Below are 23919 nucleotides of genomic sequence, written 5' to 3' on the forward strand. Positions count from 1 at the left end.
CAGCACCCGTAGAAGCCGCACGTCTGCGGAGCTGAGCGGGCCCTCAGATCGCCTCGCCGCGTGCACCCGCGGCGGCGTTGCGGATTGCGGCGATGTTGGTCTTGTAGGCGTCCTGCGTGCCGCCCCTGAACACGGACGTGCCGGCGACGAAGGCGTTGGCCCCGGCCGCGGCCAGGGGACCTGCGACGTCGGCGCCGACGCCGCCATCGACCTCGATGTCGATCGGGCGGCCCGCTGTCATTGCGCGGATGTCGCGGATCTTGCCGATCGCGGAGGGGATGAAGGCCTGGCCGCCGAAGCCGGGATTGACCGACATCACCAGCACGAGGTCGACCAGGTCCAGGACGTATTCGAGCGCGCTGATCGGCGTGCCCGGATTGAGCGAAACGCCGGCCTTCTTGCCGAGTGCGCGGATCGCCTGAAGCGAGCGGTGCAGATGAGGACCGGCCTCGGCATGCACGGTGATGTGGTCGCAGCCGGCTTTCGCGAAGGCCTCGAGATAGGGGTCGCAGGGCGAGATCATCAGATGCGCGTCGAAGATCTTCTTGGTGTGCGGACGCATCGCCTTGATGACGTCGGGGCCATACGAGATGTTGGGAACGAAGTGCCCGTCCATGACGTCGAGATGGATCCAGTCGGCTCCGGCGGCGTCCACGGCGCGCACCTCCTCGCCGAGCCTGGAGAAATCCGAAGCCAGGATCGAGGGCGCGATTGCCAGGGGGCGGGGAGCGAAGGCTTGGGTCATGGCGGTTTCCCGTGGCGGCCGTGAAAGAAAGATGGACTCGCCTAACATGGGCCTCTCAGCCGGGCAATGCAGGGGCGGCGTGCTTCCTGTGGGCGGAAATTTCTGCCGCGCCCGGCATGAATTGCCGGTGTTCCCGGCCGTGCAAAGTGCGGTGAAAGCGGATTTCATTGAGCTTTTTGCGCTGGCACGGCGCTTGCTGACTTCACCTGAACAGAACATTGGCCGCGGCATGCCGCATCGGTTGGAGTTGTGCAATGTTGTTCGCTCTTGGGGCCGTATCGAGCGCGCTCGACGCGATCCAGTCGCTGACAAATTCGAAATCGTCCACGTCGACGCAGAAGACGGGGTCCTCGCAAAAGCCTGCGACCAATCCGTTCGCGATCGACAGCGGCAGCAACAGCACGACCGGCGCGACCTCATCGGTCAATGCGGGCAAAACCCCGCAGATCTCGCCGGAGACGATGAACGCGCTGTTCGCCGCGCAGAGCCAATCCTCGGACAGCACCGGCAGCGCCGCCAGCTCGACCTCGTCGAGTTCGACGTCCTCGTCCTCGACGCGCCGCGACGCCGCCCTGAAGGATCTGTTCTCGCAGATCGATGGGGACGGCGACGGCAAGATCACCAAATCGGAATTCGAGAATGCGCTCGGTGCCGGCGGCACCAACCTCGCGCAGGCCGACGACGTTTTCTCGAAGCTGGATTCGAACACGGACGGCAGCGTCAGCCTCGATGAGATGTCGAAGGCGCTGAAGAGCGGCCATCGCGGCCACCATCACGCGCAAGGTGCGGGCGATGCGTCCGGCAGCGGCTCGGATTCCTCCTCGCAGGCCAAGGGCGGCTCGACCTCGACCTCGACGACCGGCGCCGACGGATCGACCACCACCACCGTCACCTACGCCGACGGCTTCAAGATGTCGACGACGGTCCCGGGCGCCTCCAGCTCTCGTAATTCGGCGTACGATCTGTTCGCGCAGTTGATGCAGCGGCAGGGCGGGCAGGGACAAGGCGCCTCAGCGACTGCAGGTTCATCGATGTCGATGAGCGTGTAACCCTGCTCACGGCTAGCCCGCATATTCGTGAGTGATGTCACGGTAGACATACCGATCGCGGATCTCTTGATTGAAGAACGTACCCTTCGAACGCACATCCTTGAACGCGGCGGCGACCTCGGGCGGAACGTCCGCGTAGACATAGAGGCGTCCGCTGACGAAAGTCACGGTCAGCTCACGCCTATCGGGGGCATAGCGGAAAAAGCGGATCACGGAAGACGGCATGGCTGTGCACCTTGTGCGCCAAGGTAACGCCGTGTCAGCCGTTTCGTTTCTATCCGAACCGATCCTTCCAGGCCGGCATCGCGCCGGCGAACGGCAGGGCCGTTGCGTTGTAGATGCCGCGGGCGATCGCGCGTGCGACCACGTTGGCGGCGACCGTGCCGAGCTCAGTAAGGCCGACCAGCGGCTCGATCGGCTTCTCGCCCGTTGCGGCGGCGAACAGCACGTCGCCGTCGGTCGGGGCGTGCACCGGATAGATCGCACGGGCGAAGCCGGTATGCGCGATCATCGCAAGCCGCTTGGCTTGGGCCTTGGTCAGCGTGGCATCGGTGACGACGAGGCCGATCGTGGTGTTCTCACGCGCGCTCGCGGCGGGTCCGCCCTTGATGCGCATCGCCAGCATGTCCGGCGTGAACGCGGACGGCAGGCCGCGCCCGCCGAACTCGCCGTTCTCCTCGAACGGCGCAGCCCAGAACCAAGGCCCTTCGCCAATGGTTGCGCTGCCGACCGCGTTGACGACCACGATCGCGGCGACCTTGATGCCATTGGCCAGGACCGCGGAGGCCGAGCCTAGTCCACCCTTGAAGGTCGCGGTGGTGGCACCGAGGCCGGCGCCGACGCTGCCCAGCGCGAAATCGTCGCCGGCGGCCAACGCTGCGGCGTAGCCGAGATCGCGATAGGGCGCGAAGCGTCCCCAGGCCTTGTCGCCACCGTTGAGCAGGTCGAAAACGATCGCGCCCGGCACGATCGGAATCACCGCTTCGCGAATCCGAAGGCCGCGGCCTTGTTCGGCGAGCCAGGCCTGGATGCCGCCGCCGGCGTCGATTCCAAAGGCGGAGCCGCCGGACAGCGCAATCGCGTCAACGCGATCGACGGTGCTGGCGAGGTCGAGCAACGCGTCTTCGCGCGTGCCGGGTCCGCCGCCGCGAACATCGATGGCCGCAACCGCGGGGGCGTCGAAGATGATTGCGGTCGTGCCAGTGGCGATTTTCGCATCCTCGGCATGGCCGACGCGGACGCCGGCGATATCGGTGAGAAGGTTTTTCAAGGCGGCTCCGAAGGCTGAAAGGCGCTCGCTTCAGCGATATCGCAGGGATGCCGCAGGCTCAACCCGCGAGCGCGGTCCGCAGCATCTTGGCGAGTTCGGACTTGCGGTAGGGCTTCGCCAGCAGCAGCACGCCGGAATCGAGCCGCCCGTGATGGACGATAGCGTTCTCGGTGTAGCCCGAGGTGAACAGCGTCTTCAGGTCGGGGCGGCGGCGAGCCGCCTCGTCGGCGAGCTGGCGGCCGTTCATGTTGCCGGGCATGATGACGTCCGTGAACAGCAGGTCGATGTTCTTGTCGGCGTCGATGATGACGAGGGCCTCGGCCGCGTTGGCGGCTTCGAGGGCGGTATAGCCGAGGCTCTTGATCTGAGTCACGACATATTGCCGTACCAGCGCGTCGTCCTCGACGATCAGGATCTTTTCGCGGCCGCCGGTGACGGGTGCGTTCTGGAGCGCCTCGAATTCGGTCTCCTGCACGCCGCTCGAGCGCGGCAGGTAGATCTTCACGCTCGTGCCGTGGCCTTCCTCGCTGTAGATCTTGATGTGTCCGCCGGACTGCTTGACGAAGCCGAACACCATGCTGAGCCCGAGGCCGGTGCCCTTGCCGACCTCCTTCGTGGTGAAGAAGGGATCGAACACCCGGTCCATCAACTCCGGCGGGATTCCGGAGCCGGTATCGCTGACGGCGATCATGACGTAATTGCCGGCCACCACGTCGGGATTCATGCTGGCATAGCCGTCGTCGAGGAAGATGTTGCGGGTCTCCAGCACCAGCGTGCCGCCGTCGGGCATGGCATCGCGCGCGTTCAGCGCGAGATTGAGGATCGCGGTGGAAAGCTGACCCGGGTCGATAAGTGCCGGCCACGCATCTTCGGTGAGCTGCGGCATGATGGTGATCTGCTCGCCAAGCGTGGGATGCAGGAGCTTTGCGGCCTCGAGCGTCAATGCGTTGACGTCGATTTCGCGCGGCTGGAGCGGCTGCTTGCGGGCGAAGGCGAGCAGATGCTTGGTCAGTTGCGCGCCGCGCTCGGCGGCGTCGTCGATCAGCTTGGTGATGGCGGCGAGCTCGGGACGGTCAGCGACCGCGTCCGCCAAAATTCCGATGGTGCCGGTGATGACGGTCAGCACATTGTTGAAGTCGTGCGCGACACCGCCGGTCAGTTGACCGATGGAATCCATCTTCTGGACGTGCCTGAACTGCGCCTCGGCTGCCTGCTTCTCGGTGAGGTCGCGGCCGATGAAGAAATGGCGCTTGACCGGCTCGGACCAGGTGCCCATCCAGTTCAGCGTGACCTCGTGACCGTCGTAATGGTAGTAGCGTGCCTCGAAGCTGCGCTTGACCGCGCCACGCCGCGCCGCGCGCATCTCGTCGCGCGTCTTCTGGAGGTCATCGGGATGAATGAACTCGGTGGCGCTGTGCCCGATCATGTCTTCCGGATTCAAGCCGAGAATGGTCTTCACGCTCGGGCTGACCTGGATGAAATTGCCAAAACCGTCGGTGACCAGGATCAGGTCCTGTGAGGTCTCGAAGATCCGCTCCCGCTCCTCGACCTCGCGGCGCAGTTTTTCTCGTGCCTGCTTCTCTTCCGTGATGTCGTGGGCGATCTTGGAGGCGCCGATGATCTCTCCGCTGGCTGTTTTGAGCGGAGAAACATTGAGGACGACATCGACGCGCCGGCCGTCCTTGCGGATGCGGACCGTCTCGTGCTGGGCGATCGTTTCGTTGCCGCCGACCCGGTTCAGGATACCCCTGACCTCGGCCTTGCGGTCCTCCGGCACGATGATGTCGATGGGCTGCCCGATGGCCTCCGCGGCGGCATAGCCGAACAGATGTTCGGCGGCCTTGTTCCAGCCCGTGATGACACCGTCGAGCGTCTTCGTGATGATGGCATCATTGGCGGATTCGACGACGGCGCCGTACAGGGCAAGGCGCTTGCCGTAGTAATCGCGATCCAATGCCGACTGCTGGCGCAGCCTGCCGACGAGGCCCAGCGTGTGCGCCTGGAGGCGGACATTTTCGATCAGGAGCACCGCAAGCACGAAGGTCGCCGCGCAAAGGCCGTAGACACGACCGGCGTAGAAGCCGAGATCGAAGCGCGCGACGTTGACGATCGCCGACAGCGCGATGTCGAACAGCCATGCGCACATCACCACCATGAGCCAGACATCGATGACCGAATGCGGACGGCGGAACCACAGCGAGACCAGCGCGGCGAAACTCAAGGACCAGACAAAGGACACCACGCCGATCATGATCTGCGTGTAACGGCCATCGCGCAGCAGGACCGGAAGCAGGTCGTGCTGGGCAATGACGGCCCAGGTCAAGACGATCATGACCGCGACGACGCCGACCACGCTGGCGTAGATCGCCTTGCTTGCCGAGCCCGCGATCCTGGCGCCGCCCTCGGCCTCCTTCAGCCAGGCATAGGCCAGCACACAGAGTGGGAAGCCGCCGTGCCAGATCATGTAGAGCCAGACCGTGGTCTGCTGGTTGGCCCCCAGCAACCCGGTCGGCGAAAAGAGTCCGGGGAAGGTGAGGGCGTGGACCACGGCGGCGGCGGCGGTGAACAGATAGCCGGCCGCGAGCACGAGCAGCGCGCGGGTCCTGAGCACCGCAAACTGCGACAACAGCAGGACCGCCGTCACGATGTCCGCGACGACGAGAGCGGATTGATAGCTCGCGACGAAGGCTGGCACAGGCAGCAGCGGGATACCTGCGAAGGGCACGGCCATTGCGAACAGGATCGAGGAGACGCCCACGATCGTCAATGCTGCGGTGCGGTCTTTCGGGGTCGCCGGCAGCGTCGAAAGGAATGTGTTCCGATCGGTCGGCGCGGACACGTGCAGCTCTCGCAGATCGGTCTTGAGCATTTTTGCCAATCTCATTTGGCTTAATCAGTTTCTGTCCATGGTAGCTAGTTCTGGGCACGCATCATGACAAAACCCACCGCGACTCAACCGAAGGTTACAGCTTACTTAATTTTAGGGGGAACGCGCACGGGGGATCGGGTAAGATGCGCTTTACTGGACGGTGCTATAATGCTCTCCCGCTGCTACGGGTTCCAGGTTTGAATCAGGCATTTTGATTTCACGATCCGGGAGTTGTTCCTATGCCCCGCGTTCTCATCATCGACGACCAGAAGGACGTCCGGGCGATGGTCGCGATCGTGCTGCGCGTCAACCGTTACGACGTCGTTGAGGCCGATAGCGGCGCAGCCGGGGTAAAAGCCTTCACCGACGCCCGCTTCGATGCGGCAATCGTGGACATTTTCCTCGGCGATACCAGCGGCGTCGAGGTCATCGCGACCCTGCGCGAGCTTGCACCGACCCTCCCGGTCGTTGCCGTGTCGGGGATGACGGCGCTGGATTTCATGGAACAATCGCCTCACCTTGCCAACGTGGTCTGCCTGCAAAAGCCGTTTCGGCCGAACGATCTTCTTCAAGCGCTAAGGAAGGCCCAAGTCGCGGCGGACGGCGCGCTGCCCGCAGCCGTCTGTTCCTGACGCAGGAAGAAACGCCCCGGGGCAAGCCGGGGCGCGATGATGATTTGATGAGGCCTTCAGGCCCCGGCAACCGTGCTTAGGTGCCGTTGCCGCTGATCGCGGCGTAGCCGCCCTTGGCGTCCCATTTGTAGACGACGTAGTCGAGCTGCTTGATGTCGCCCTTGGCGTCATACTCGATCGGCCCGATCACGGTGTCCCACTTGCCGGCCTTGATGGCCGCCATGACCTTCTTGGCATCTGTGGTGCCGGCCTTCTTGGCCGCCTGCGACCAGACCTGCATCGCCGCGTAGGTGTAGAGCGTGTAGCCCTCGGGATCGATGTTCTTGGCCTTGAAGGCCTCGACGATCTTCTTCGCGGTCGGCTTGTTGCGCGGATCGGGGCCGAAGGTGAACAGCGTGCCTTCGCCGGCCGGGCCGGTGATGGAGGCGTATTCCTTGTCAGCGAGCGCGTCGCCGGCCATCAGCACGGTCTTGAGGCCCTGGTCGCGCATCTGGCGCAAGATCAGGCCGCTCTCCTGATGGTAGCCCCCGACATAGACGAGATCGATGTTGTCGCGCTTCAGTCGCGAGACGATCGCGTTGAAGTCCTTGTCGCCCTTATTGTAGGACTCGTACATCTTCTCGGTGACGCCCGCCTTGTTGAGCGCCTTCTTGGTCTCGTCCGCAAGACCCTTGCCGTAGGTGGTCTTGTCGTTGAGGATGGCGATGTTCTTGCCCTTGTAGTTCTTGGCGATGTACTGGGCGGCGACCAGGCCCTGCTGGTCGTCGCGGCCGCAGACGCGCGCCACGTTCCACAGTCCGCTATCGGTGAACTTCGGATTGGTGGAGGCGGGAGTAATCTGGAGCACGTTGCCGTCGGCATAGGCTTCCGACGCCGGGATCGACGACGACGAGCAATAATGCCCGGCCACGAAGGGGATCTTCGCGCCGGCGATCTTCTCGGCGATCGAGCGCGCCTGCTTCGGATCGCAGGCGTCGTCCTCGACGGACAGCGCGAGCTTCTTGCCATTGAGACCGCCGGCGGCGTTGATGTCGGCTACGGCCATCTCGGCGCCGTTCTTCATCTGGCGGCCGAAAGCGGACTCGCCGCCGGTCATCGGACCTGCGACTGCGACGGTGACATCCTGCGCGAATGCTGCGCTCGACAGCGCGATCGATGCGCCGAATGCCAGACCGATGAGCTTCAGTGATTTCATGAGATACCTCGAGGGTGGTCGCCTGTGGAAGTTACCGGGCATACCCGGTTCAAACCGGCGCCATTCTTGAATGAATTCGAGGAGAAGTCACCGGCAAAATACGGGCATGGGCAGAGATATCTCGCCACATTCGGCAGCACGGGTTCGCCTTGGGCGGCCTCAACCGTGCCGGCCGCCTTCCAGGTAGGCGGCGCGAATCTCGGGGCGCTGCAACAACTCGGCGCCGGTCCCGGCCAGCGTGATCAGGCCATTGACCATGACATAGCCGCGATGGGCGAGCTTGAGCGCATGGTTGGCGTTCTGCTCGACGATCAGCACGGTCAGGCCATCCTGCCGGTTCAGGGTGCGGATCGCATCGAAAATCTGGCGCGCGATCAGCGGCGCCAGACCGAGCGAGGGCTCGTCGAGCAGGAGCAGGCGAGGACGGCTCATCAAGGCGCGGCCGATGGCCAGCATCTGCTGCTCGCCGCCGGACAGGGTTCCGCCACGCTGGCCGTAGCGTTCCTTCAGCCGCGGAAACAGCGTGAACACGCGTTGTAGCGTCGTCTCGCGTTCCGCGTCGGTGCATTCGGTGGCGTCCGCCCCCATCTGGAGATTTTCCGCCACGCTCATGCGCGGGAAGATGCGGCGGCCTTCCGGCGATTGCGCGATGCGCAAATGCGCGATCTCGTGGGTGGGCACTTCGGTGATGTCACGGCCTTCGTACAGGATCTGGCCGGCGCGGGCGCGCGGCTTGCCGAAGATCGTCATCATTAGTGTCGATTTGCCGGCACCATTGGCGCCGATCAGCGCCACGATCTCGCCGGCATTGATATCGAGGTCGACGCCTTTCAGCGCCTCGATCTTGCCGTAGGAGGCGCGAAGGCCGTGGACCGCGAGCAGGGCAGTGGGCGATGTCACGACCCGCTCTCCATCACGGCCACCGCCTCTTCCTCATCGGTGCCGAGATAAGCGGCGATCACCTTTGGATCGTCGCGAACCTCGCGCGGGGAGCCTTCAGAGATCTTCACACCGTGGTCCATCACCACGATGTGGTCGGAGATCTCCATCACCACAGACATGTCGTGCTCGATCAGCAGGATCGAGGTGCCGAGCTCGTTGCGGATCGACAGCAGCAGTTCGCTCAGGGCGGCACTCTCGCGCGCATTGAGCCCGGCGGCGGGTTCGTCCAGGCACAAGAGCGCGGGTTCGGTGCACATCGCGCGTGCGATCTCGAGCCGTCGCTGGTCGCCATAGGCAAAATTACCGGCGGCATCGTCGGCGCGATCGAGCAAATTGACCCGCTTGAGCCAGTCGGTGGCGAGATCGATCGCGCGTTTCTCGGCGCCGCGGTAGACGGGCGCGCCAATGAGCCCGAGCAAGGTGAAGCCGGAGGCGCGCATCAGCGCGTTGTGCTGCGCCACCATCAGGTTTTCCAGCGCGGTCATGCCGGGAAACAGGCGGATATTCTGGAAGGTGCGGGCGACCTTGGCCTGCTTGGCGATGCGGAAATCGTTCAGCCGTTCCAGCGCGATCACCTTGCCGTCGTCATGGCTGAGGCGGATGGCGCCGCCGCTCGGCTTGTAGAACCCGGTGATGCAGTTGAAGACCGTCGTCTTACCGGCACCGTTGGGTCCGATCAGCGCGGTGATCTTGTTCCGCTCTGCAGCAAACGACAGGTCCTGGACTGCGACGATGCCGCCGAAGCGCATGGTGAGCCGGTCGACCTCGAGAATCTGGTCGCGGCTCATCCGTGCCCCTCCTTGACGAGGTCGGATGAGATCGCGTGGGCCTTGGTCAGGTACACGGTCGGTGCGCGATGGCCGATCAGGCCGCGCGGCCGCCAGATCATGATCAGCACCATGGCCATGCCGAACACCAGCATGCGGTAGCTCTCGAGGCTGCGGAACAGCTCGAAACCGCCGATCATGGCGAGTGCGGAGAGCGCCACGCCAAGCTGCGAGCCCATGCCGCCGAGCACGACGATGGCGAGCACCAGCGCCGATTCCTGGAAGGTGAAGGATTCGGGGCTGATGAAGCCCTGGCGGGTCGCGAAGAACGCGCCGGCAAAGCCGCCGAACATCGCACCGGTCGCGAATGCCGTGAGCTTGGTGGTCGTGGTGTTGATGCCGAGCGCACGGCAGGCGACCTCGTCCTCGCGCAGGGCTTCCCAGGCGCGGCCGATCGGCAGGCGGCGCAGCCGGATCGTCACCCAGTTGGTGAGCAGCGCGAGCGCCAGGATCAGGTAGAACAGGAAGACGATGCGGTGGGTCGGCGAATATTCGATGCCGAGCCTGGCGGCGAGCCCGTTGTCGCTGTTGTCGAGGGGGATACCGAAGAAGGAGGGGCGGGGAATGCTGGAGACGCCGTTGGGCCCGCCTGTCAGATCCTGCCAATTGATGATGACGAGGCGGATGATCTCGCCGAAGGCGAGCGTCACGATGGCGAGATAGTCGCCGCGCAGGCGCAGCACGGGGAAGCCGAGCAGCACGCCCCAGAATGCGGCGAGGACGCCCGCTAGAGGCAGGCAGATCCAGAATGACCAGCCGAAATTGGTCGCGAGCAGCGCGTAAGAATAGGCGCCGACCGCATAGAAGGCGACGTAGCCGAGATCGAGCAGGCCGGCCAGCCCGACCACGACGTTCAGCCCCCAGCCAAGCATCACATAGGTGAGCACGAGGATGGCGAGATCGAGGATGTAGCGCTGGTCATAGAAGATCACGGGCACCAGCAGCGTGAAGATCAGGAGCGCCGGTGCGAGATAGCGGCCGAGGAACGACATTCCGCTCTGCACCGCCGGCGGCACCAGCTTCTCGGCGCCCGTTGGACCGATCCATTGCTTGAGCAGCTCGAGCACGATCGAACCGCCGAATACCGCGGCAACGAGGGAGGCTACATCGCCGAAGCGCGTCCAATAGGTGAGCTGGCCGTCGGAACCAGCTTCGGTGCGGACGCCGACCATCAGCGAGAACAGCACCAGCGCGATCAGCGCGTTGACGCAGGCGGTCTTCAGGAGAGCGGGGATGCCCGATGCAGTTTTGGCCGTATTGATCGAGGGAGTTTTCACGCGCGCGACCGTCAGACTTTTTCGACTTCGGGGCGGCCGAGCAGGCCGGTCGGCATGAAGATCAGCACGACGATCAGGATCGAGAACGCGGCGACGTCCTTGTATTCGACCGAGAAATAGGCCGACCAGAACGTCTCGATCAGCCCGATCGCCAGCCCCCCGAGCATGGCGCCGGGCAGCGAGCCGATGCCGCCGAGTACGGCCGCGGTGAACGCCTTGATGCCGGCGACGAAGCCCATGAAGAAATCGACCAAGCCGTAATAGAGCAGGTACATCAGGCCGGCCACTGCGGCGAGCGCAGCGCCGATCACGAAAGTCATGGAGATGGTTCGGTCGACGTTGACGCCGAGCAGCGCCGCCATGGTCTGGTCCTGCTCGCAGGCGCGCATGTCGCGCCCGAGCCGGGTGCGCGACACCAGCCAGGTGAAGATCGCCAGCAGCACGATGGTGGTGATGACCACCACGATCTGGATGTTGGAGAGCTGGATGACGAAGCCATCGGCGCTCTCGTGCAGCGTATAGCCGCCGGTGATCACTGGCGGCACTGGCTTTACCCGCGCGCCTTGCGCCACCTGCGAATAGTTGGTCAGCACGAACGACATGCCGATCGCCGACAGCATCGGCGCGAGGCGGAAGGAGTGGCGCAGCGGACGGTAGGCGATGCGCTCGATGGTCCAGCCATACAGGGCGGTGACCGCCATCGAGACCAGAATCACGATCAAGAGGATCACCGGGACCGCAGTCAGGCCGGTCGAGACCAGGAGCAGGAAGGTGATCAGCGCGATGAAGCCGCCGATCATGAAGACATCGCCATGGGCGAAGTTGATCATGCCGACGATGCCGTAGACCATCGTGTAGCCGATCGCGATCAGCCCGTAGATCGAGCCGAGCACGAGGCCGTTGATGAGCTGCTGGGCGAAATAATCCATAGGCTGCCGTACCCAAATCTGACGCGGCTCAAAGGGAGCTCTTCGAGAGAGAGTGCTGGTTTCTTCTCGGGCCCCGGCAGCCCTTAAGCATTCTCGTTTTGTAACAGGAGGGAACTGGCGGCTGCAACCGGCCCCGCCTCTGCATCAAGGCTTTTACAGAGATCATTTGGCGCTCTGGTTCCCCCCGCAATGGGCGGAACCGGTTCCCCCGGTGCCCCAATTGCAAGCCTGTGGGTGCCAGTTAAGGTAAACAAAGGGTTTAAATTGCCACCACAGTCTGATGCGAGTTAGCTCCCGGCAAAGCCTTCCATCGAAGGCGCGGACCAAACGAAGCGGGAAGCGGCATGTTCGGAAACTGGCGGATCGGTTCGGTCAACGGCGCACTTCTGGCGGCCTATTTCATCCCGGCCTGGACCCTCGTCGCCTTCAACATCATGGTGGCGCCGGTGCACGGCCTCTATGAGCGGCCGAGCGTCGCAGTGGCGCTTTTCCTCAGCGACCATCTCCAGATGGCGGGGATGGACACGGTGCGCGCCGCCTGGCTGCTGGCACTGGGGCGACTGACGGTGGTGGCGTTCTTTGCGATCTACCTTGCGCTGCTCTGCATTCCCCGCATCCGCAAGAACGGGGGTAGCGACGAAGCGCTCGGCATTGCGCTTGCGATCGGCAGCCTGATCTCGTTTGCGAGCATGATCATGGCTTCGAAGGTCGGCGAGATGGCCGCGCTGCGGCTGCACGCCACCGAGCTCCTGCTCTTGCTCGGTGCCGCCATCGTGGTGGTGATCGAACGGCCCGAGGCGGCGCCCAAGATCGTTCAGAAGACCGTAGAGGCCACTCCGCCGCTAGGTCTTGAGCAGGCCGAGCTCCTGCACAATCGCTGAGGCTTCCTTGACGGCGTGGTTCGCCGCCGGCACGCCGCAATAGATCGCCTGCTGCAGCAGGATTTCCTTGATGTCGTCGGGCGTGAAGCCGCCCTCGGCGAGGGCCGCGCGCACATGCAGGCGGAATTCGTCCCATTGGCCAAGCGCAACCATGGTGCCGATCACCAGCACCCGCCGCGTGCGCTCGTCGAAATGCGGCCGCGTCCAGGTCTCGCCCCAGGCGTAGCGGGTGATCATGTCCTGGAAATCGGTGTTGAATGCATTGCGACCCGCGATCGACTTGTCGACCCAGGCATTGCCCAGCACTTTTCGGCGCACGTTCATGCCGGCATCGCGGCGTTTCTGGTCGTCCATTCTCTATCCTCCTCTCCGTCATTGCGAGGTAGCGAAGCAATCCAGTCTGTCACCGCGGAGGGATTTCTGGATTGCTTCGCTGCGCTCGCAATCACGGTTGTGACTAACGTTGCGTCAAAAAGCCCACCACCGCGTCGGTGAACGCGTGCGGCTGCTCGACATTGGAAATGTGGGCGGCGTCGATGATGGTCATGCTCGCGCCGGGAATGCTTGAGCGGATCAATTCACCCGCCGAAATCGGCGTCGCCATGTCGTGGCGGCCGGCGATCACCAGTGTCGGGCTCTTGATCTTCGGCAGCAGCGCGCGCTGGTCGAGCGTCGACAGCGCCTCGCAGCAGGCGAGATAGCCTTCGACCGGCGAGGCCAGCAGCATCGCCTTCATCCTGGCGGTGATGTCGGGCGCGCGCTCGCGGAAATCCTGGGTGAGCCAGCCGGCGATAACGGCATCGGCGACGGAAGCGATGCCGCCCTTCTTCACGGCGTCGATGCGCTCGAGCCATTTGGTTGGCTCGGCATAGTAGCAGGAGGTGTTGGCGAGGATGAGCTTGCCGAAGCGCTCCGGCGCGTTCGCGCCCAGCCATTGCCCGACCATGCCGCCCATCGACAGGCCGCACCAGTGCACTTTCTCGATATTGAGGTCGTCGAGGATGGCCAGCACGTCGCGGCCGAAGCGCTCCATCGTATAGGGGCCAGGCGGAACGTTGGACTTGCCGTGGCCGCGGCGGTCGTAGCGGATGACGCGGAATATCTGCGTCAGTGCCTTCATCTGCGGCTCCCACATCTGCAGCGTGCAGCCGAGCGAGTTTGACAGCATCAGCGTCGGCCCGCCGTCGCGGCCCTCGACGGAGACGTTGATCAGGCAACCGTCGGCATCGATCATGGGCATGCGGGCGTCTCCGTTTATTTGCGCTCAGGACTGTTTTATTCGCGTTCGAGGCTGTCGAGCAGACGGTCGATCAGGGCTTGGGAAGCGCCTTGATAGGCCATCGGCTCGAACAACGCCGCAATTTTTTCCGGCGAAAGATGCGCAGTGACCTGCGAATCGGCTGCGAGCACCTCGCGCAGATGCTTCTTCTCGACGACCGCGCGCTTGCTCGCGGCTTCGACGAGATGATGCGCATCGCTCTTGCCGATCGTCTCGGCCAGGGCGAAGGTGACCGCTTCCGCCATGATCAGGCCGTGGGTCGCATCGAGATTGCTGCGCATGCGCGCTGCATCGACATCGAGTCCTTCCGCGATGTCGACTATGGCTGCGAGGGCACCGGAGGTGACCAGCATCAATTGCGGCAGCGTCGGCCATTCCGCGTGCCACGGGCCAGCGCTGCGCTCATGGTCCTGCACCTGGGCCGCGAAAATCGTCGCGGCGAGCTGCGGCGCCATGGTTGCGCAGCCGAGCGCACTTGCGGCCGCGACCGGGTTGCGCTTGTGCGGCATGGTCGAGGAGCCGCCGCGGCCTTCCCCTGCCGGCTCGAACGCCTCGGCAACGTCGGTCTGCATCAGCAGCGAGACGTCGCGCGCAATCTTGCCGCAGCTGCCGGCGAGAATCGCAAAGGCTGATGCGACTTCCGCGATGCGGTCGCGGTGGGTGTGCCAGGGGGCTTCGGGCAGCGGCAGGTTCAGCTCTTGCGCGAGCCGTTCGGAAACGACAAGCCCCTTGTCGCCAAGGGCTGCAAGCGTGCCGGCCGCACCGCCGAATTGCAGTGCGAGGCCCTCGCGGGAGAGCCGCCTGAGGCGGCAGCGGGCGCGGGCGAGGCTTGCGGCATATTCGGCGGCCTTCAGGCCGAACGGCATCGGCAGGGCGTGCTGGAGCCAGGTTCGCGCCACCATTGCCGTGTTGCGGTGGGCCCGCGCCAGTGCGGCAAAGCCCTTGATGGCGCGGCTGAGATCGGCGTCCAATGCATCGATGCCGGCGCGAAGCGTGAGCATGGTCGCGGTGTCGATGACGTCCTGGCTGGTCGCGCCCCAATGCACGTAGCGGGCGGCCTCTGCGTCGGCCCTGCCGACATTGGCGGTCAGAATCTTGACCAGGGGGATCGCGAGATTGCCGGATCGAGTGGCGGCCTCGGCCAGCGCGGCCATGTCAAAGACATCGGCCTTGCACGCGGTTTCGATCGGGCCCACCGCGGACGTGGGAATCACACCCGTGGCCGCCTCGGCTCGGGCCAGTGCTGCCTCGAAATCGAGCATGTTCTGGAGGGTCGACCGGTCGTCGCAGACCGTACGCATGGCCACGCTCGACAGCATCGGCGCGAGCAGGGGGGAGAGGGATGTGCTCATATTGTGCGGGACCTAACCACCATGGCCCGCCTGTGCCAATCCCAAACCGGCGGCGCAAGCTTTTTGCAGTTGCGAATATGCATTGCACGTGACCGAGGCCACCCTTTCTTTTGCCGCCTCCGTGCGGTACTTGAGCTGCCTTATAGTTTAGTTGCGCGATCCATCCCGGGAGGCACCCAATGGCCATGACGATGAACGGCGAAGTCCAGCTTGCGGCGCCGCGCGAGGCCGTGTGGGCCAAGCTCAACGATGCCGAGGTGCTAAAGGCCTGCATCCCCGGCTGCGAGGAGCTGGAGAAGACCGAGGATGGCGGCTTTCGTGCGACGGCGAAAATGAAGGTCGGCCCGGTGTCGGCGCGCTTCAAGGGCAAGGTCACGCTGTCCGATCTCGATCCGCCGAACGGCTACAAGATCTCCGGCGAAGGAGAGGGCGGGGTGGCTGGGTTCGCCAAGGGAGGCGCCGTGGTCAAGCTTGCGGAGAAGGACGGCGGTACGCTTTTGTCCTACGAGGTCGAGGCGCAGATCGGCGGCAAGTTGGCGCAGCTCGGCCAGCGCCTGATCAACGGCGCCGCCAAGAAACTGGCCGACGAATTTTTCGCGAACTTCGCCAAGGCGGTACAGGGCTGAGGGCCGATGCCTCAAGCATTGCGCCTTCCGGCATATCGCGTTTTGTCATGGCGCCTTGCATTCCCGGTGATGTTGCCCCGGGGCATAATGGCCCATATGATGGGTCGGAATAATTATAAGAACCGCTTCGACGGGACCCGTCGGGGCGCTGATAGAGAGTGCTTATGGCAAAAATCTCCCTCATCGTGAACGGCAATCCTGTCACGGCCAACGTCGATCCCCGCACCCTGCTGGTGCAGTTCCTGCGCGAGAATCTGCGGCTCACCGGCACCCATGTCGGCTGCGACACCTCGCAGTGCGGCGCCTGCGTCGTGCATCTGGACGGCAAGGCCGTGAAGTCCTGCACCACGCTCGCCGTGATGGCCGATGGCCACGAGGTCAAGACGATCGAGGGGTTGGCCGCCGACGGCGCGCCGCTGCATCCGATGCAGGAGGCCTTCCGCGAACACCATGGACTGCAGTGCGGCTTCTGCACGCCCGGCATGATCATGACCGCGATCGACATCGTCCATCGCAAGGGCAACGAGCTCGACGACCACACCATCCGCGAGGAGCTGGAAGGCAATCTCTGCCGCTGCACCGGCTACCAGAACATCGTCACCTCGATCTCCGCCGGCGCCAAGGCGATGGCGAAATCCGATCTCGCGTAAACCGCGCGCGCACTCTGCGATCAGGACATTCAGATGTACGACTTCAAATACCATCGCCCCGGGACAGTTCGGCAGGCCGCCAACCTCCTGGTGAAGAACGAAGACGCCAAGGTGATCGCCGGCGGCCACACGCTGATTCCCGTCATGAAGCAGCGCCTCGCCAGCCCGCCGCATCTGGTCGACCTCTCCCATATCGATGGGCTCAACACGATCGAGATGAAGGGCCGCGCGCTCGTGATCGGTGCCACCGCCAGGCATGCCGAGGTCGCAACCTCGGCTATCGTCGGCGAGGCGATCCCGGCGCTCGCGAACCTTGCCGGCCAGATCGGCGATCCCGCCGTGCGCCACAAGGGCACGATCGGCGGCTCGCTCGCCAACAACGATCCGACTGCCGACTATCCGGCTGCCGTGTTGGCGCTGGGCGCCACCATCGTCACCAACAAGCGCCGCCTCAAGGCAGAGGAGTATTTCCAAGGCCTGTTCACGACGGCGCTCGAAGCCGACGAGATCATCACCAAGGTGATGTTCCCGCTGCCGAAGAAGGCGGCCTATATCAAGTTCCGCAACCAGGCCTCGCGTTACGCGCTGGTCGGCGTGTTCGTGGCGCGGCGTCCCTCCGACGTGCGCGTCGCGGTCACCGGCGCCGGCTCCGAAGGCGTGTTCCGTGTCACCGCGTTCGAGGAAGCCCTGAAAAAGCGCTTCGCCGCGAAAGCGCTTGACGGCATCGAGGTGCCGGCGGACGGCCTCAACAGCGACATCCATGGCAGCGCCGAATACCGCGCGCACCTCATCGGCGTGCTGACGCGGCGTGCCCTCGACGCCGCCAACGCCAAGGAGTGAGTGATCCTCACGCCTCGGCCCAAACTTGTCCCGGTGAGGGCGTAGCGAGACTGGCTTTTTCATGACCTCAGTGGCCAACACGTCCGGTGCCTTGCCGGCATCGGTCGATTCGATGCTCGAACTCCTGACGTCGCGCGGCTATCTCGCCGAGCGATCGCTGGCCACGGTGACCTATCTGTCGCTGCGCATGGGTCGGCCGCTGTTTCTGGAAGGCGAGGCCGGCGTCGGCAAGACCGAGATCGCAAAAGTGCTGTCGGCGGCACTGGGGCGGAAGCTGATCCGCCTGCAGTGTTACGAAGGCCTCGACGTCTCCTCGGCGGTCTACGAGTGGAATAGCGCCGCGCAGATGATCGCGATCCGGATGGCCGAGGCCGCCGGCGACACCGATCGCGATCAATTGTCGTCCGACATCTTCGCCGATCGCTACATGATCAAGCGACCGCTGCTCCAGGCGCTTGAGCCTGACGTCGCCGGGCCGCCGGTCCTTCTGATCGACGAGCTCGACCGCGCCGACGAGGCGTTCGAGGCGTATCTGCTCGAAATCCTCAGCGACTTCCAGGTGACGATTCCCGAATTCGGCACCGTGAAGGCGCCGAGCCCGCCGATTGTCATCATCACCTCCAACCGCACCCGCGAGATCCACGACGCGCTGAAGCGGCGCTGTCTCTATCACTGGGTCGATTATCCCGACGCCGATCGCGAGCTCGCGATCGTCAAGTCGCGCGTGCCGGGCATCTCCGCAAAATTGTCGCAGCAGGTCGTGCGCTTCGTCCAGGCACTACGCAATCAGGATTTCTACAAATCGCCGGGCGTCGCCGAGACCATCGACTGGGCCACCGCACTGTCGGAGCTCGACGCCCGCTCGCTGACCCCGCAAGTGGTCGGCGACACGCTGGGCGCGCTGCTCAAATACCAGGACGACATCACGCGGATGCAGGGCGACACCTTGCAGAAGGTGCTGAAGGAAGCGACGAGCGACTAACTTGTCATTCCGGGTGCGACGAAGTTGCGAGCCCGGAATCCATTGTGCGGCGGGGATTATGGATAAATGGATTCCGGGTTCACGCTTCGCGTGCCCCGGAATGACGGCAGAGACAGCAGACTATGGCCATCAATCACCTGGCGCCTGAGCAGACCGAGCAGTTCGCCGACAACATCGTGGGCTTCGCCCGCGCGCTGCGTTCGGCCGGCATGCCGGTCGGGCCGGGTGCGGTCATCGATGCCATGAGCGCGCTTGAGGTGATCGACATCGGCAACCGCGCCGACGTCTTCACCACGCTTGAGGCGATCTTCGTCAAGCGCCACGAGCATGCGCTGATTTTCAAGCAGGCCTTCAACCTATTCTTCCGCGCCTCGGAAGAGTGGAAGCACATGCTGGATTCGGTGCCGTTGCCGGAGCAGGCCAAGAAGAAGCCGCAGGCAGGCTCGCGCCGTGTGCAGGAAGCGATGTCGCAGCCGCGCATGACGGAGACGCCACAGCACCAGGAGCAGGATTTGCGCCTGTCGGTTTCGGACAAGGAAATCCTTCAGAAAAAGGATTTTGCGCAGATGAGCGCGGCCGAGATCATCGAAGCGCTCCGCGCCGTCGAGCGAATGCGGTTGCCGCAGGCCGAGCTTCTGACGCGTCGGCACCGGCCCGATCCCCGCGGCCTGCGCCTCGATCTCCGCCGCACGCTGCGTGCCTCGTTGCGCACTGGCGGCGACATCATCGACATCCATCGCCTCGGGCGGATCGAGAAACCGGCGCCGATCGTGGCGCTGCTCGACATCTCGGGCTCGATGAGCGAGTACACCCGACTGTTCCTGCATTTCCTGCATGCCATAGGGGACGCGCGAAAACGTGTCTCGGTGTTCCTGTTCGGCACTCGCCTCACCAACGTGACCCGGGCGCTGCGCCAGCGCGACCCCGACGAGGCGCTGGCGAGCTGCTCGGCCTCCGTCGAGGACTGGGCCGGCGGCACCCGGATCTCGGCGTCCCTGCACAATTTCAACAAATTGTGGGCCCGGCGCGTGCTGAGCCAGGGCGCCATCGTGCTGCTGATCTCCGACGGGCTCGAGCGGGAGGCCGATTCCAAGCTGGCCTTCGAGATGGACCGGCTGCACCGCTCCTGCCGGCGGCTGATCTGGCTCAACCCGCTGCTGCGGTTCGGCGGCTTCGAGGCCAAGGCGCAGGGCATCAAAATGATGCTCCCGCACGTTGACGAATTCCGTCCGGTACATAATTTGAGCTCGATCCAGGAGCTGATCATCACACTCTCCGGGCCGCTGCCGCCGCATCACCGCAGCCTGATCCGCTCCGCAGCCTGAGAGGTAGCCATGCTCGATCGCGACGAGGATATTCTGAAGGCGGCGGAGGACTGGCAGAAGGCCGGTCGTGGCGTCGCGCTCGCCACCGTGGTGGAGACCTGGGGCTCGGCACCGCGTCCGGCGGGCTCGAGCCTCGTCATCAATGACGAGGGCACGTTCCTGGGGTCCGTCTCCGGCGGCTGCGTCGAGGGCGCCGTGGTCACCGAGGCCATGGATGTGATCCAGAGCGGCAAGCCCAGGATGCTGGAGTTTGGCGTTGCCGACGAGACTGCCTGGAATGTCGGGCTGTCCTGCGGCGGCACCATCCGCGTCTTCGTCGAGAAAGTCGGCTAGCCGTGAAGCTCGCAATCCTGCACGAACTCAATGCCGAGCGCGCCGCCCGCCGCCCGGTGATCCTGGTGACCGACACCGAAAGCGGCGAGCAGCGCCTGGTGAAGGCCGAGGACTTCAGTAAGGATCCCCTGCGCGCCGAACTCGACAAGCAGCTTCGCATGGGCAAAAGCGCCAGCGCCGAAGCCGGCGGCAAGAAGCTCTTCCTCAACGTCTATGCCCCGACCGCGAAGCTCGTCATCGTCGGCGCCGTCCATATCAGCCAGGCCCTGGCACCGCTGGCGCGCTCGCTCGGCTACGACGTCACCGTGGTCGATCCGCGCACGGCCTTTGCGAGCCCCGAGCGCTTCCCCGACGTTCCACTGGTCGCGGAATGGCCCGACACGGCGCTGCCGCCGCTCAATGTGGATGCCTACACGGCATTCGTCGCGGTGACGCACGATCCCAAGATCGACGACCCCGCGTTGCTGCACGCCTTCGAGCGCAACTGCTTCTATATCGGCGCACTCGGCTCGCGAAAGACGCACGCCAAGCGCGGCGACCGGCTGCGGGCGCAGGGCGCCAAGGAGAGCGACATCGCGCGCATCCACGCGCCGATCGGGCTTGCGATCGGCGCGGTCTCGCCGTCCGAGATCGCGGTGTCGATCATGGCCGAGATCACGGCGGTGCTTCGGCTGCCGCCCAAGGAAAAAGAAGAAGCCGCATGAAGTTCGGCCCAGCGAGCCCCAGGGATGCGATCGGCGGGGTGACCGTCCACACCCTGCGCCAGGGACCGCTGGTGCTGAAGAAGGGCACGACGATCGGGCCCACCGAGGTCGAGGCGCTGGAGCGCGCCGGCATCCAGGAAATCGTGGTGGTGCGGATGGAGGAGGGCGATGTCTCCGAGGACATCGCGGCTGCCAGCATCGCGCTCGCCGTCGGTGGTGATGGCATTCATGTCGAGCGGGCCTTCACCGGTCGCGCCAATCTGTTCGCCGCGCGCCCGGGCGTGCTGGTGATCGATCGCGCCGCGGTGGATCGCATCAACAATATCGACGAGGCCATTACCTTTGCCACGCTCTCGGCCTTCAAGCCGGTGGTCGAGGGCGAGATGGTCGGCACCGTCAAGATCATCCCGTTCGGCGTCGAAGGAAACTTGCGTGATGCCGCGGTAAAGGCCGCGGGTCGCGACGTTCTGAAGATCGCGCCTTACGTCATCAAGCGTGTCGGCGTGGTCTCGACGCTGCTGCCCGGCCTGTCCTCCAAGGTGATCGACAAGACGTTGCGCGTCACCGCCGAGCGGCTGGCGCCGGCCGGCGCCGGCATCATCGCCGAGCGGCGGGTCCCGCATGAGGAGCAGGCGCTTTCGGCTGCGATCAAGGAATTACTGGGACTTGGCGCCGAGCTCGTGATCGTGTTCGGGGCATCTGCGATCGCCGACCGCCGCGACGTGATCCCTGCGGCCGTGACCGAAATCGGCGGCGAGATCGAGCATTTCGGCATGCCGGTCGATCCCGGCAATCTGCTGCTGATTGCCCGGGCCGGCACCGTGCCGGTGCTGGGCGCGCCCGGCTGCGCGCGCTCGCCGGTCGAGAACGGGTTCGATTGGGTACTGATGCGGCTGCTGGCCGGCATCAAGGTGACGCGGTCCGAGCTGATGGGCATGGGCGTCGGTGGCCTCCTCATGGAGATCGTCACGCGCCCGCAGCCGCGCGCAAAACCGGAGATCGAGGGCAACAACCACGTCGCGGTCATCGTGCTCGCAGCGGGCCGTTCGACCCGGATGGGTGGGCCGAACAAGCTACTGGCCGAGCTCGACGGCAAGAAGCTGGTGCGGATTGCGACCGAGCAGGCGCTGGCCTCGAAAGCATCGGAGGTCATCGTCGTCACCGGCCATCAGACCGAGCTGATCGAGCAAGCCTTGCAAGGTCTGAAGGTGCGTATCGTCAAGAATCCGGATTTCGCCGGCGGCATCGCAAGCTCGGTCAAGGCGGGCATCGCGGCCGTTCCCGAAGCTTGCGACGGCGCTGTGGTCTGCCTCGGCGACATGCCGCTGATCGATGCCGGTCTGATCGACCGTCTCATCGACGCGTTCGCACCCGACCGCGGCAATCTCATCGTCGTGCCCGTCAGCGAGGGCCGCCGCGGCAATCCCGTGCTGTGGTCGCGCCGCTTCTTCAAGGAGTTGATGACGCTCGACGGCGATGTCGGCGCGCGTCACCTGATCGCGAAGCACACCGAGGCGGTCGCCGAAGTGCCGGTCGACGGCGAGAGCGCCTTTCTCGACATCGACACGCCGCAGGCATTGGAAGCGGCACGGCGGGGCTGACGCTGCCGTAGAAGTGGGCAAAGGCGCACAGCGCCGATGTCCGCGGCTCGCCTACTTCTTCGTATTCGATAGCTTCTCGACCCCGGCCTTCAGCTCGACACCGCTCTTCGTCAACAGGGTCTTGTCGCCGGTGTTGAACGTAAACGTGTCGGCGCCCGCGCTGATGCCGTTCCACGCGACGGCTTCTGCGATGGACAGATACCACAATCCCTGGAATCCCGATGAATTGTTCAATTGTCCGGTCCACACGGTGGTCGATCCGCAGCCAAGGAAGTTCACCGAGAAACTGATCGCGGTGCCAGTGCTACCGTAGGCCAGCCAACCCGTCACGCCTTGCGGCTTGCCTTCGTCGCAGCTGTTCGCAGCATTGTTGGTATAGGTCCCCGTGATGGCACCTGTCGTCGTGTTGACGTTGGTGATGGCCAGGGTCGAGCCATACTGGTTGGTCCAGGTCCAGTTCACCGACTGCGCATATGCGGGCAAGGGTCCGACGAGACAGGCCGACGCGAGCATTCCGAACAGCATTGCATTGATGTGGCGCATGGTCGCTTCCTCCGGCTCTCTGAGCTTCACGACCTTAAATAACGCGATTGAAAAACACAACTATAAAGTGCATATTCATGCCGCTATTCCGGCGCGGCTTTTCAACCACGCGTTCACCAAGTGGAAACGACCGACGCTTAGAGTCGCCTTCGCCTGCCTTGGGGGAGGGGTTTTTCATGGCTTCGAACGTCGTCGCGCGCCGTTGCGCGATGTTTTTCTTTGCGCTGTCCGTCTGCGTCGCGGGCGCTCGCCATATCACGGATGCGCACGCCGCCGGAGCATTTGCGGTCGGCAAGTGCGGCGCCTATGGCCAGGCCTTTGATTATGGCGCCGAGCACGATGCGCGTGCGGCGGCGCAGAAGCAGTGCAAGGGCGATTGCACGACCGTGACGATGAAGCGCGCCTGCGCCGCGATGTCGGTCGATCTTTCCAATCCCTGCGGCGCCTATGGCTATGCCGTCAAGCCGAAGATCTCGGCCACGCTCAATGCCGCCACGCGCGAATGCTACAAATACGGCGGCAAGGAATGCGTGATCCGCGCCTGGGCCTGCGACGCGAAGGGTTGATTCCTGTTGCCGTCATTCCGATGGTGCGTAGCGTCGAATCCGGAATGACAGTCGAGGAGTTGCATGCAGTTCGATACCAAGATCGCCGTCGTGATCCGCACCGATCTTCAGGCCTGGCAGAAGCTCAACGTCGCGGCCTTCCTTACCAGCGGCATTGCCGCGGCCTTTCCGGAATGCATCGGCGAGCCCTATGAGGACGCGTCGGGTACGAAATATCACGCGCTGATCGGTCAGCCGATCCTGATCTATGGCGCCGACGGTCCCGCATTGACGCGTGCGCTCGATCGGGCGCTGACGCGCAGCGTCAAGCCGGCGGTCTATACCGAGGACATGTTTAAGACCACGCACGATGCTGCCAACCGCGAAGCGGTGAGGGCGGTGGCGCGGACCGATCTCAACCTCGTCGGTCTCGCCGTGCGCGCCGAGCGCAAGGTGATCGACAAGATCGTCGATGGGCTGAGGTTTCATAGTTGAGGCGGGTGCTTGTTGTTTCACCTCTCCC

Annotated in this window: 26 protein-coding genes; 13 read left to right on the forward strand and 13 right to left on the reverse strand. The window is 64.4% G+C overall.

Annotated features, from left to right (window positions below; genetic code table 11):
• Positions 1-43: 43 nt before the first annotated feature.
• Positions 44-745, reverse strand: a complete 702-nt coding sequence (rpe, locus tag ABIB80_RS17770; RefSeq protein WP_354128092.1) for a ribulose-phosphate 3-epimerase — start codon at positions 743-745, stop codon at positions 44-46.
• Positions 746-999: 254 nt separating this feature from the next.
• Between rpe and ABIB80_RS17775 the strand changes: the two genes are divergently transcribed.
• Positions 1000-1794, forward strand: a complete 795-nt coding sequence (locus tag ABIB80_RS17775; RefSeq protein ID WP_354128093.1) for an EF-hand domain-containing protein — start codon at positions 1000-1002, stop codon at positions 1792-1794.
• Between the two features lie 12 nt (positions 1795-1806).
• Here ABIB80_RS17775 and ABIB80_RS17780 read toward each other — a convergent pair whose 3' ends face one another.
• Genes ABIB80_RS17780 through ABIB80_RS17790 form a run of 3 tightly spaced genes read right to left on the reverse strand, consistent with a single transcriptional unit; the run spans position 1807 to position 5933 of the window.
• Positions 1807-2019 carry a KTSC domain-containing protein gene (locus tag ABIB80_RS17780; RefSeq protein ID WP_354128094.1) on the reverse strand — a complete coding sequence of 71 codons (213 nt, stop codon included), beginning with the start codon at positions 2017-2019 and terminating at the stop codon, positions 1807-1809.
• Positions 2020-2068: 49 nt separating this feature from the next.
• Positions 2069-3064, reverse strand: a complete 996-nt coding sequence (locus tag ABIB80_RS17785; RefSeq protein ID WP_354128095.1) for a P1 family peptidase — start codon at positions 3062-3064, stop codon at positions 2069-2071.
• 58 nt (positions 3065-3122) lie between these two features.
• On the reverse strand, positions 3123-5933 hold the full coding sequence (locus tag ABIB80_RS17790; protein ID WP_007602391.1) for a PAS domain S-box protein: 2811 nt from the start codon (positions 5931-5933) through the stop codon (positions 3123-3125).
• Between the two features lie 239 nt (positions 5934-6172).
• Here ABIB80_RS17790 and ABIB80_RS17795 point away from each other — a divergent pair, with 239 nt between their 5' ends.
• Entirely contained in the window at positions 6173-6565 is a 393-nt protein-coding gene (locus ABIB80_RS17795; RefSeq protein WP_219684959.1) for a response regulator, read from the forward strand.
• Between the two features lie 76 nt (positions 6566-6641).
• Here the strand turns inward: ABIB80_RS17795 and ABIB80_RS17800 are convergent, their stop codons facing one another.
• The 5 genes from ABIB80_RS17800 to ABIB80_RS17820 form a co-directional block, all read right to left on the reverse strand.
• On the reverse strand, positions 6642-7760 hold the full coding sequence (locus tag ABIB80_RS17800; RefSeq protein ID WP_007602405.1) for a branched-chain amino acid ABC transporter substrate-binding protein: 1119 nt from the start codon (positions 7758-7760) through the stop codon (positions 6642-6644).
• 159 nt (positions 7761-7919) lie between these two features.
• The gene (locus ABIB80_RS17805) at positions 7920-8660 is read right to left on the reverse strand and encodes an ABC transporter ATP-binding protein (RefSeq protein ID WP_007602407.1); all 741 of its coding nucleotides are present in this window, start codon (positions 8658-8660) and stop codon (positions 7920-7922) included.
• Entirely contained in the window at positions 8657-9490 is an 834-nt protein-coding gene (locus ABIB80_RS17810; protein ID WP_007602409.1) for an ABC transporter ATP-binding protein, read from the reverse strand. The genes ABIB80_RS17805 and ABIB80_RS17810 overlap by 4 nt, the downstream gene beginning before the upstream one ends.
• A complete protein-coding gene (gene livM, locus ABIB80_RS17815; RefSeq protein WP_219684958.1) occupies positions 9487-10806 on the reverse strand; it encodes a high-affinity branched-chain amino acid ABC transporter permease LivM in 1320 nt (439 codons plus the stop codon). The genes ABIB80_RS17810 and livM overlap by 4 nt, the downstream gene beginning before the upstream one ends.
• A gap of 11 nt (positions 10807-10817) precedes the next feature.
• On the reverse strand, positions 10818-11735 hold the full coding sequence (locus ABIB80_RS17820; protein WP_007602412.1) for an ABC transporter permease subunit: 918 nt from the start codon (positions 11733-11735) through the stop codon (positions 10818-10820).
• A gap of 344 nt (positions 11736-12079) precedes the next feature.
• On the opposite strand from ABIB80_RS17820, the gene ABIB80_RS17825 reads away from it, so the two are divergent.
• A complete protein-coding gene (locus tag ABIB80_RS17825; protein WP_007602413.1) occupies positions 12080-12616 on the forward strand; it encodes a hypothetical protein in 537 nt (178 codons plus the stop codon).
• On the opposite strand, the gene ABIB80_RS17830 is transcribed toward ABIB80_RS17825, so the two are convergent.
• The 3 genes from ABIB80_RS17830 to ABIB80_RS17840 all read right to left on the reverse strand — a co-directional run bounded on the left by ABIB80_RS17830 (position 12578) and on the right by ABIB80_RS17840 (position 15247).
• Positions 12578-12970: a carboxymuconolactone decarboxylase family protein gene (locus ABIB80_RS17830; RefSeq protein WP_007602414.1), complete on the reverse strand. Its 393-nt coding sequence runs from the start codon at positions 12968-12970 to the stop codon at positions 12578-12580. The genes ABIB80_RS17825 and ABIB80_RS17830 overlap by 39 nt on opposite strands.
• A gap of 103 nt (positions 12971-13073) precedes the next feature.
• Entirely contained in the window at positions 13074-13856 is a 783-nt protein-coding gene (pcaD, locus tag ABIB80_RS17835) for a 3-oxoadipate enol-lactonase (RefSeq protein WP_007602415.1), read from the reverse strand.
• Between the two features lie 35 nt (positions 13857-13891).
• Positions 13892-15247 carry a 3-carboxy-cis,cis-muconate cycloisomerase gene (locus tag ABIB80_RS17840; protein ID WP_007602416.1) on the reverse strand — a complete coding sequence of 452 codons (1356 nt, stop codon included), beginning with the start codon at positions 15245-15247 and terminating at the stop codon, positions 13892-13894.
• A 179-nt stretch (positions 15248-15426) separates the two neighbouring features.
• Between ABIB80_RS17840 and ABIB80_RS17845 the strand changes: the two genes are divergently transcribed.
• From ABIB80_RS17845 to ABIB80_RS17880, 8 genes are all read left to right on the forward strand, one after another.
• A complete protein-coding gene (locus ABIB80_RS17845; RefSeq protein ID WP_007602417.1) occupies positions 15427-15873 on the forward strand; it encodes an SRPBCC family protein in 447 nt (148 codons plus the stop codon).
• Between the two features lie 164 nt (positions 15874-16037).
• Entirely contained in the window at positions 16038-16523 is a 486-nt protein-coding gene (locus ABIB80_RS17850; RefSeq protein ID WP_007602418.1) for a (2Fe-2S)-binding protein, read from the forward strand.
• 33 nt (positions 16524-16556) lie between these two features.
• Entirely contained in the window at positions 16557-17363 is an 807-nt protein-coding gene (locus ABIB80_RS17855) for an FAD binding domain-containing protein (protein WP_007602419.1), read from the forward strand.
• A 61-nt stretch (positions 17364-17424) separates the two neighbouring features.
• Positions 17425-18345 carry an AAA family ATPase gene (locus ABIB80_RS17860; RefSeq protein ID WP_219684944.1) on the forward strand — a complete coding sequence of 307 codons (921 nt, stop codon included), beginning with the start codon at positions 17425-17427 and terminating at the stop codon, positions 18343-18345.
• 122 nt (positions 18346-18467) lie between these two features.
• Complete coding sequence (locus ABIB80_RS17865; RefSeq protein ID WP_354128096.1) at positions 18468-19670, forward strand: vWA domain-containing protein; 1203 nt, start codon at positions 18468-18470, stop codon at positions 19668-19670.
• A gap of 9 nt (positions 19671-19679) precedes the next feature.
• Positions 19680-20003: an XdhC family protein gene (locus ABIB80_RS17870; protein WP_007602422.1), complete on the forward strand. Its 324-nt coding sequence runs from the start codon at positions 19680-19682 to the stop codon at positions 20001-20003.
• Between the two features lie 2 nt (positions 20004-20005).
• Positions 20006-20707 carry an XdhC family protein gene (locus tag ABIB80_RS17875; RefSeq protein WP_354128097.1) on the forward strand — a complete coding sequence of 234 codons (702 nt, stop codon included), beginning with the start codon at positions 20006-20008 and terminating at the stop codon, positions 20705-20707.
• On the forward strand, positions 20704-22308 hold the full coding sequence (locus tag ABIB80_RS17880) for an NTP transferase domain-containing protein (protein ID WP_354128098.1): 1605 nt from the start codon (positions 20704-20706) through the stop codon (positions 22306-22308). The genes ABIB80_RS17875 and ABIB80_RS17880 overlap by 4 nt, the downstream gene beginning before the upstream one ends.
• 51 nt (positions 22309-22359) lie before the next feature.
• Here the strand turns inward: ABIB80_RS17880 and ABIB80_RS17885 are convergent, their stop codons facing one another.
• Positions 22360-22851, reverse strand: a complete 492-nt coding sequence (locus ABIB80_RS17885; protein WP_007602433.1) for an avidin/streptavidin family protein — start codon at positions 22849-22851, stop codon at positions 22360-22362.
• A gap of 176 nt (positions 22852-23027) precedes the next feature.
• Here ABIB80_RS17885 and ABIB80_RS17890 point away from each other — a divergent pair, with 176 nt between their 5' ends.
• Positions 23028-23417 carry a DUF4189 domain-containing protein gene (locus ABIB80_RS17890; protein WP_007602435.1) on the forward strand — a complete coding sequence of 130 codons (390 nt, stop codon included), beginning with the start codon at positions 23028-23030 and terminating at the stop codon, positions 23415-23417.
• A gap of 63 nt (positions 23418-23480) precedes the next feature.
• Positions 23481-23891, forward strand: a complete 411-nt coding sequence (locus ABIB80_RS17895) for a DUF2000 family protein (RefSeq protein ID WP_007602437.1) — start codon at positions 23481-23483, stop codon at positions 23889-23891.
• The last annotated feature ends 28 nt before the right edge of the window (positions 23892-23919 follow it).

The organism is Bradyrhizobium sp. i1.15.2, from assembly GCF_040548425.1.
GTDB lineage: Bacteria > Pseudomonadota > Alphaproteobacteria > Rhizobiales > Xanthobacteraceae > Bradyrhizobium > Bradyrhizobium canariense.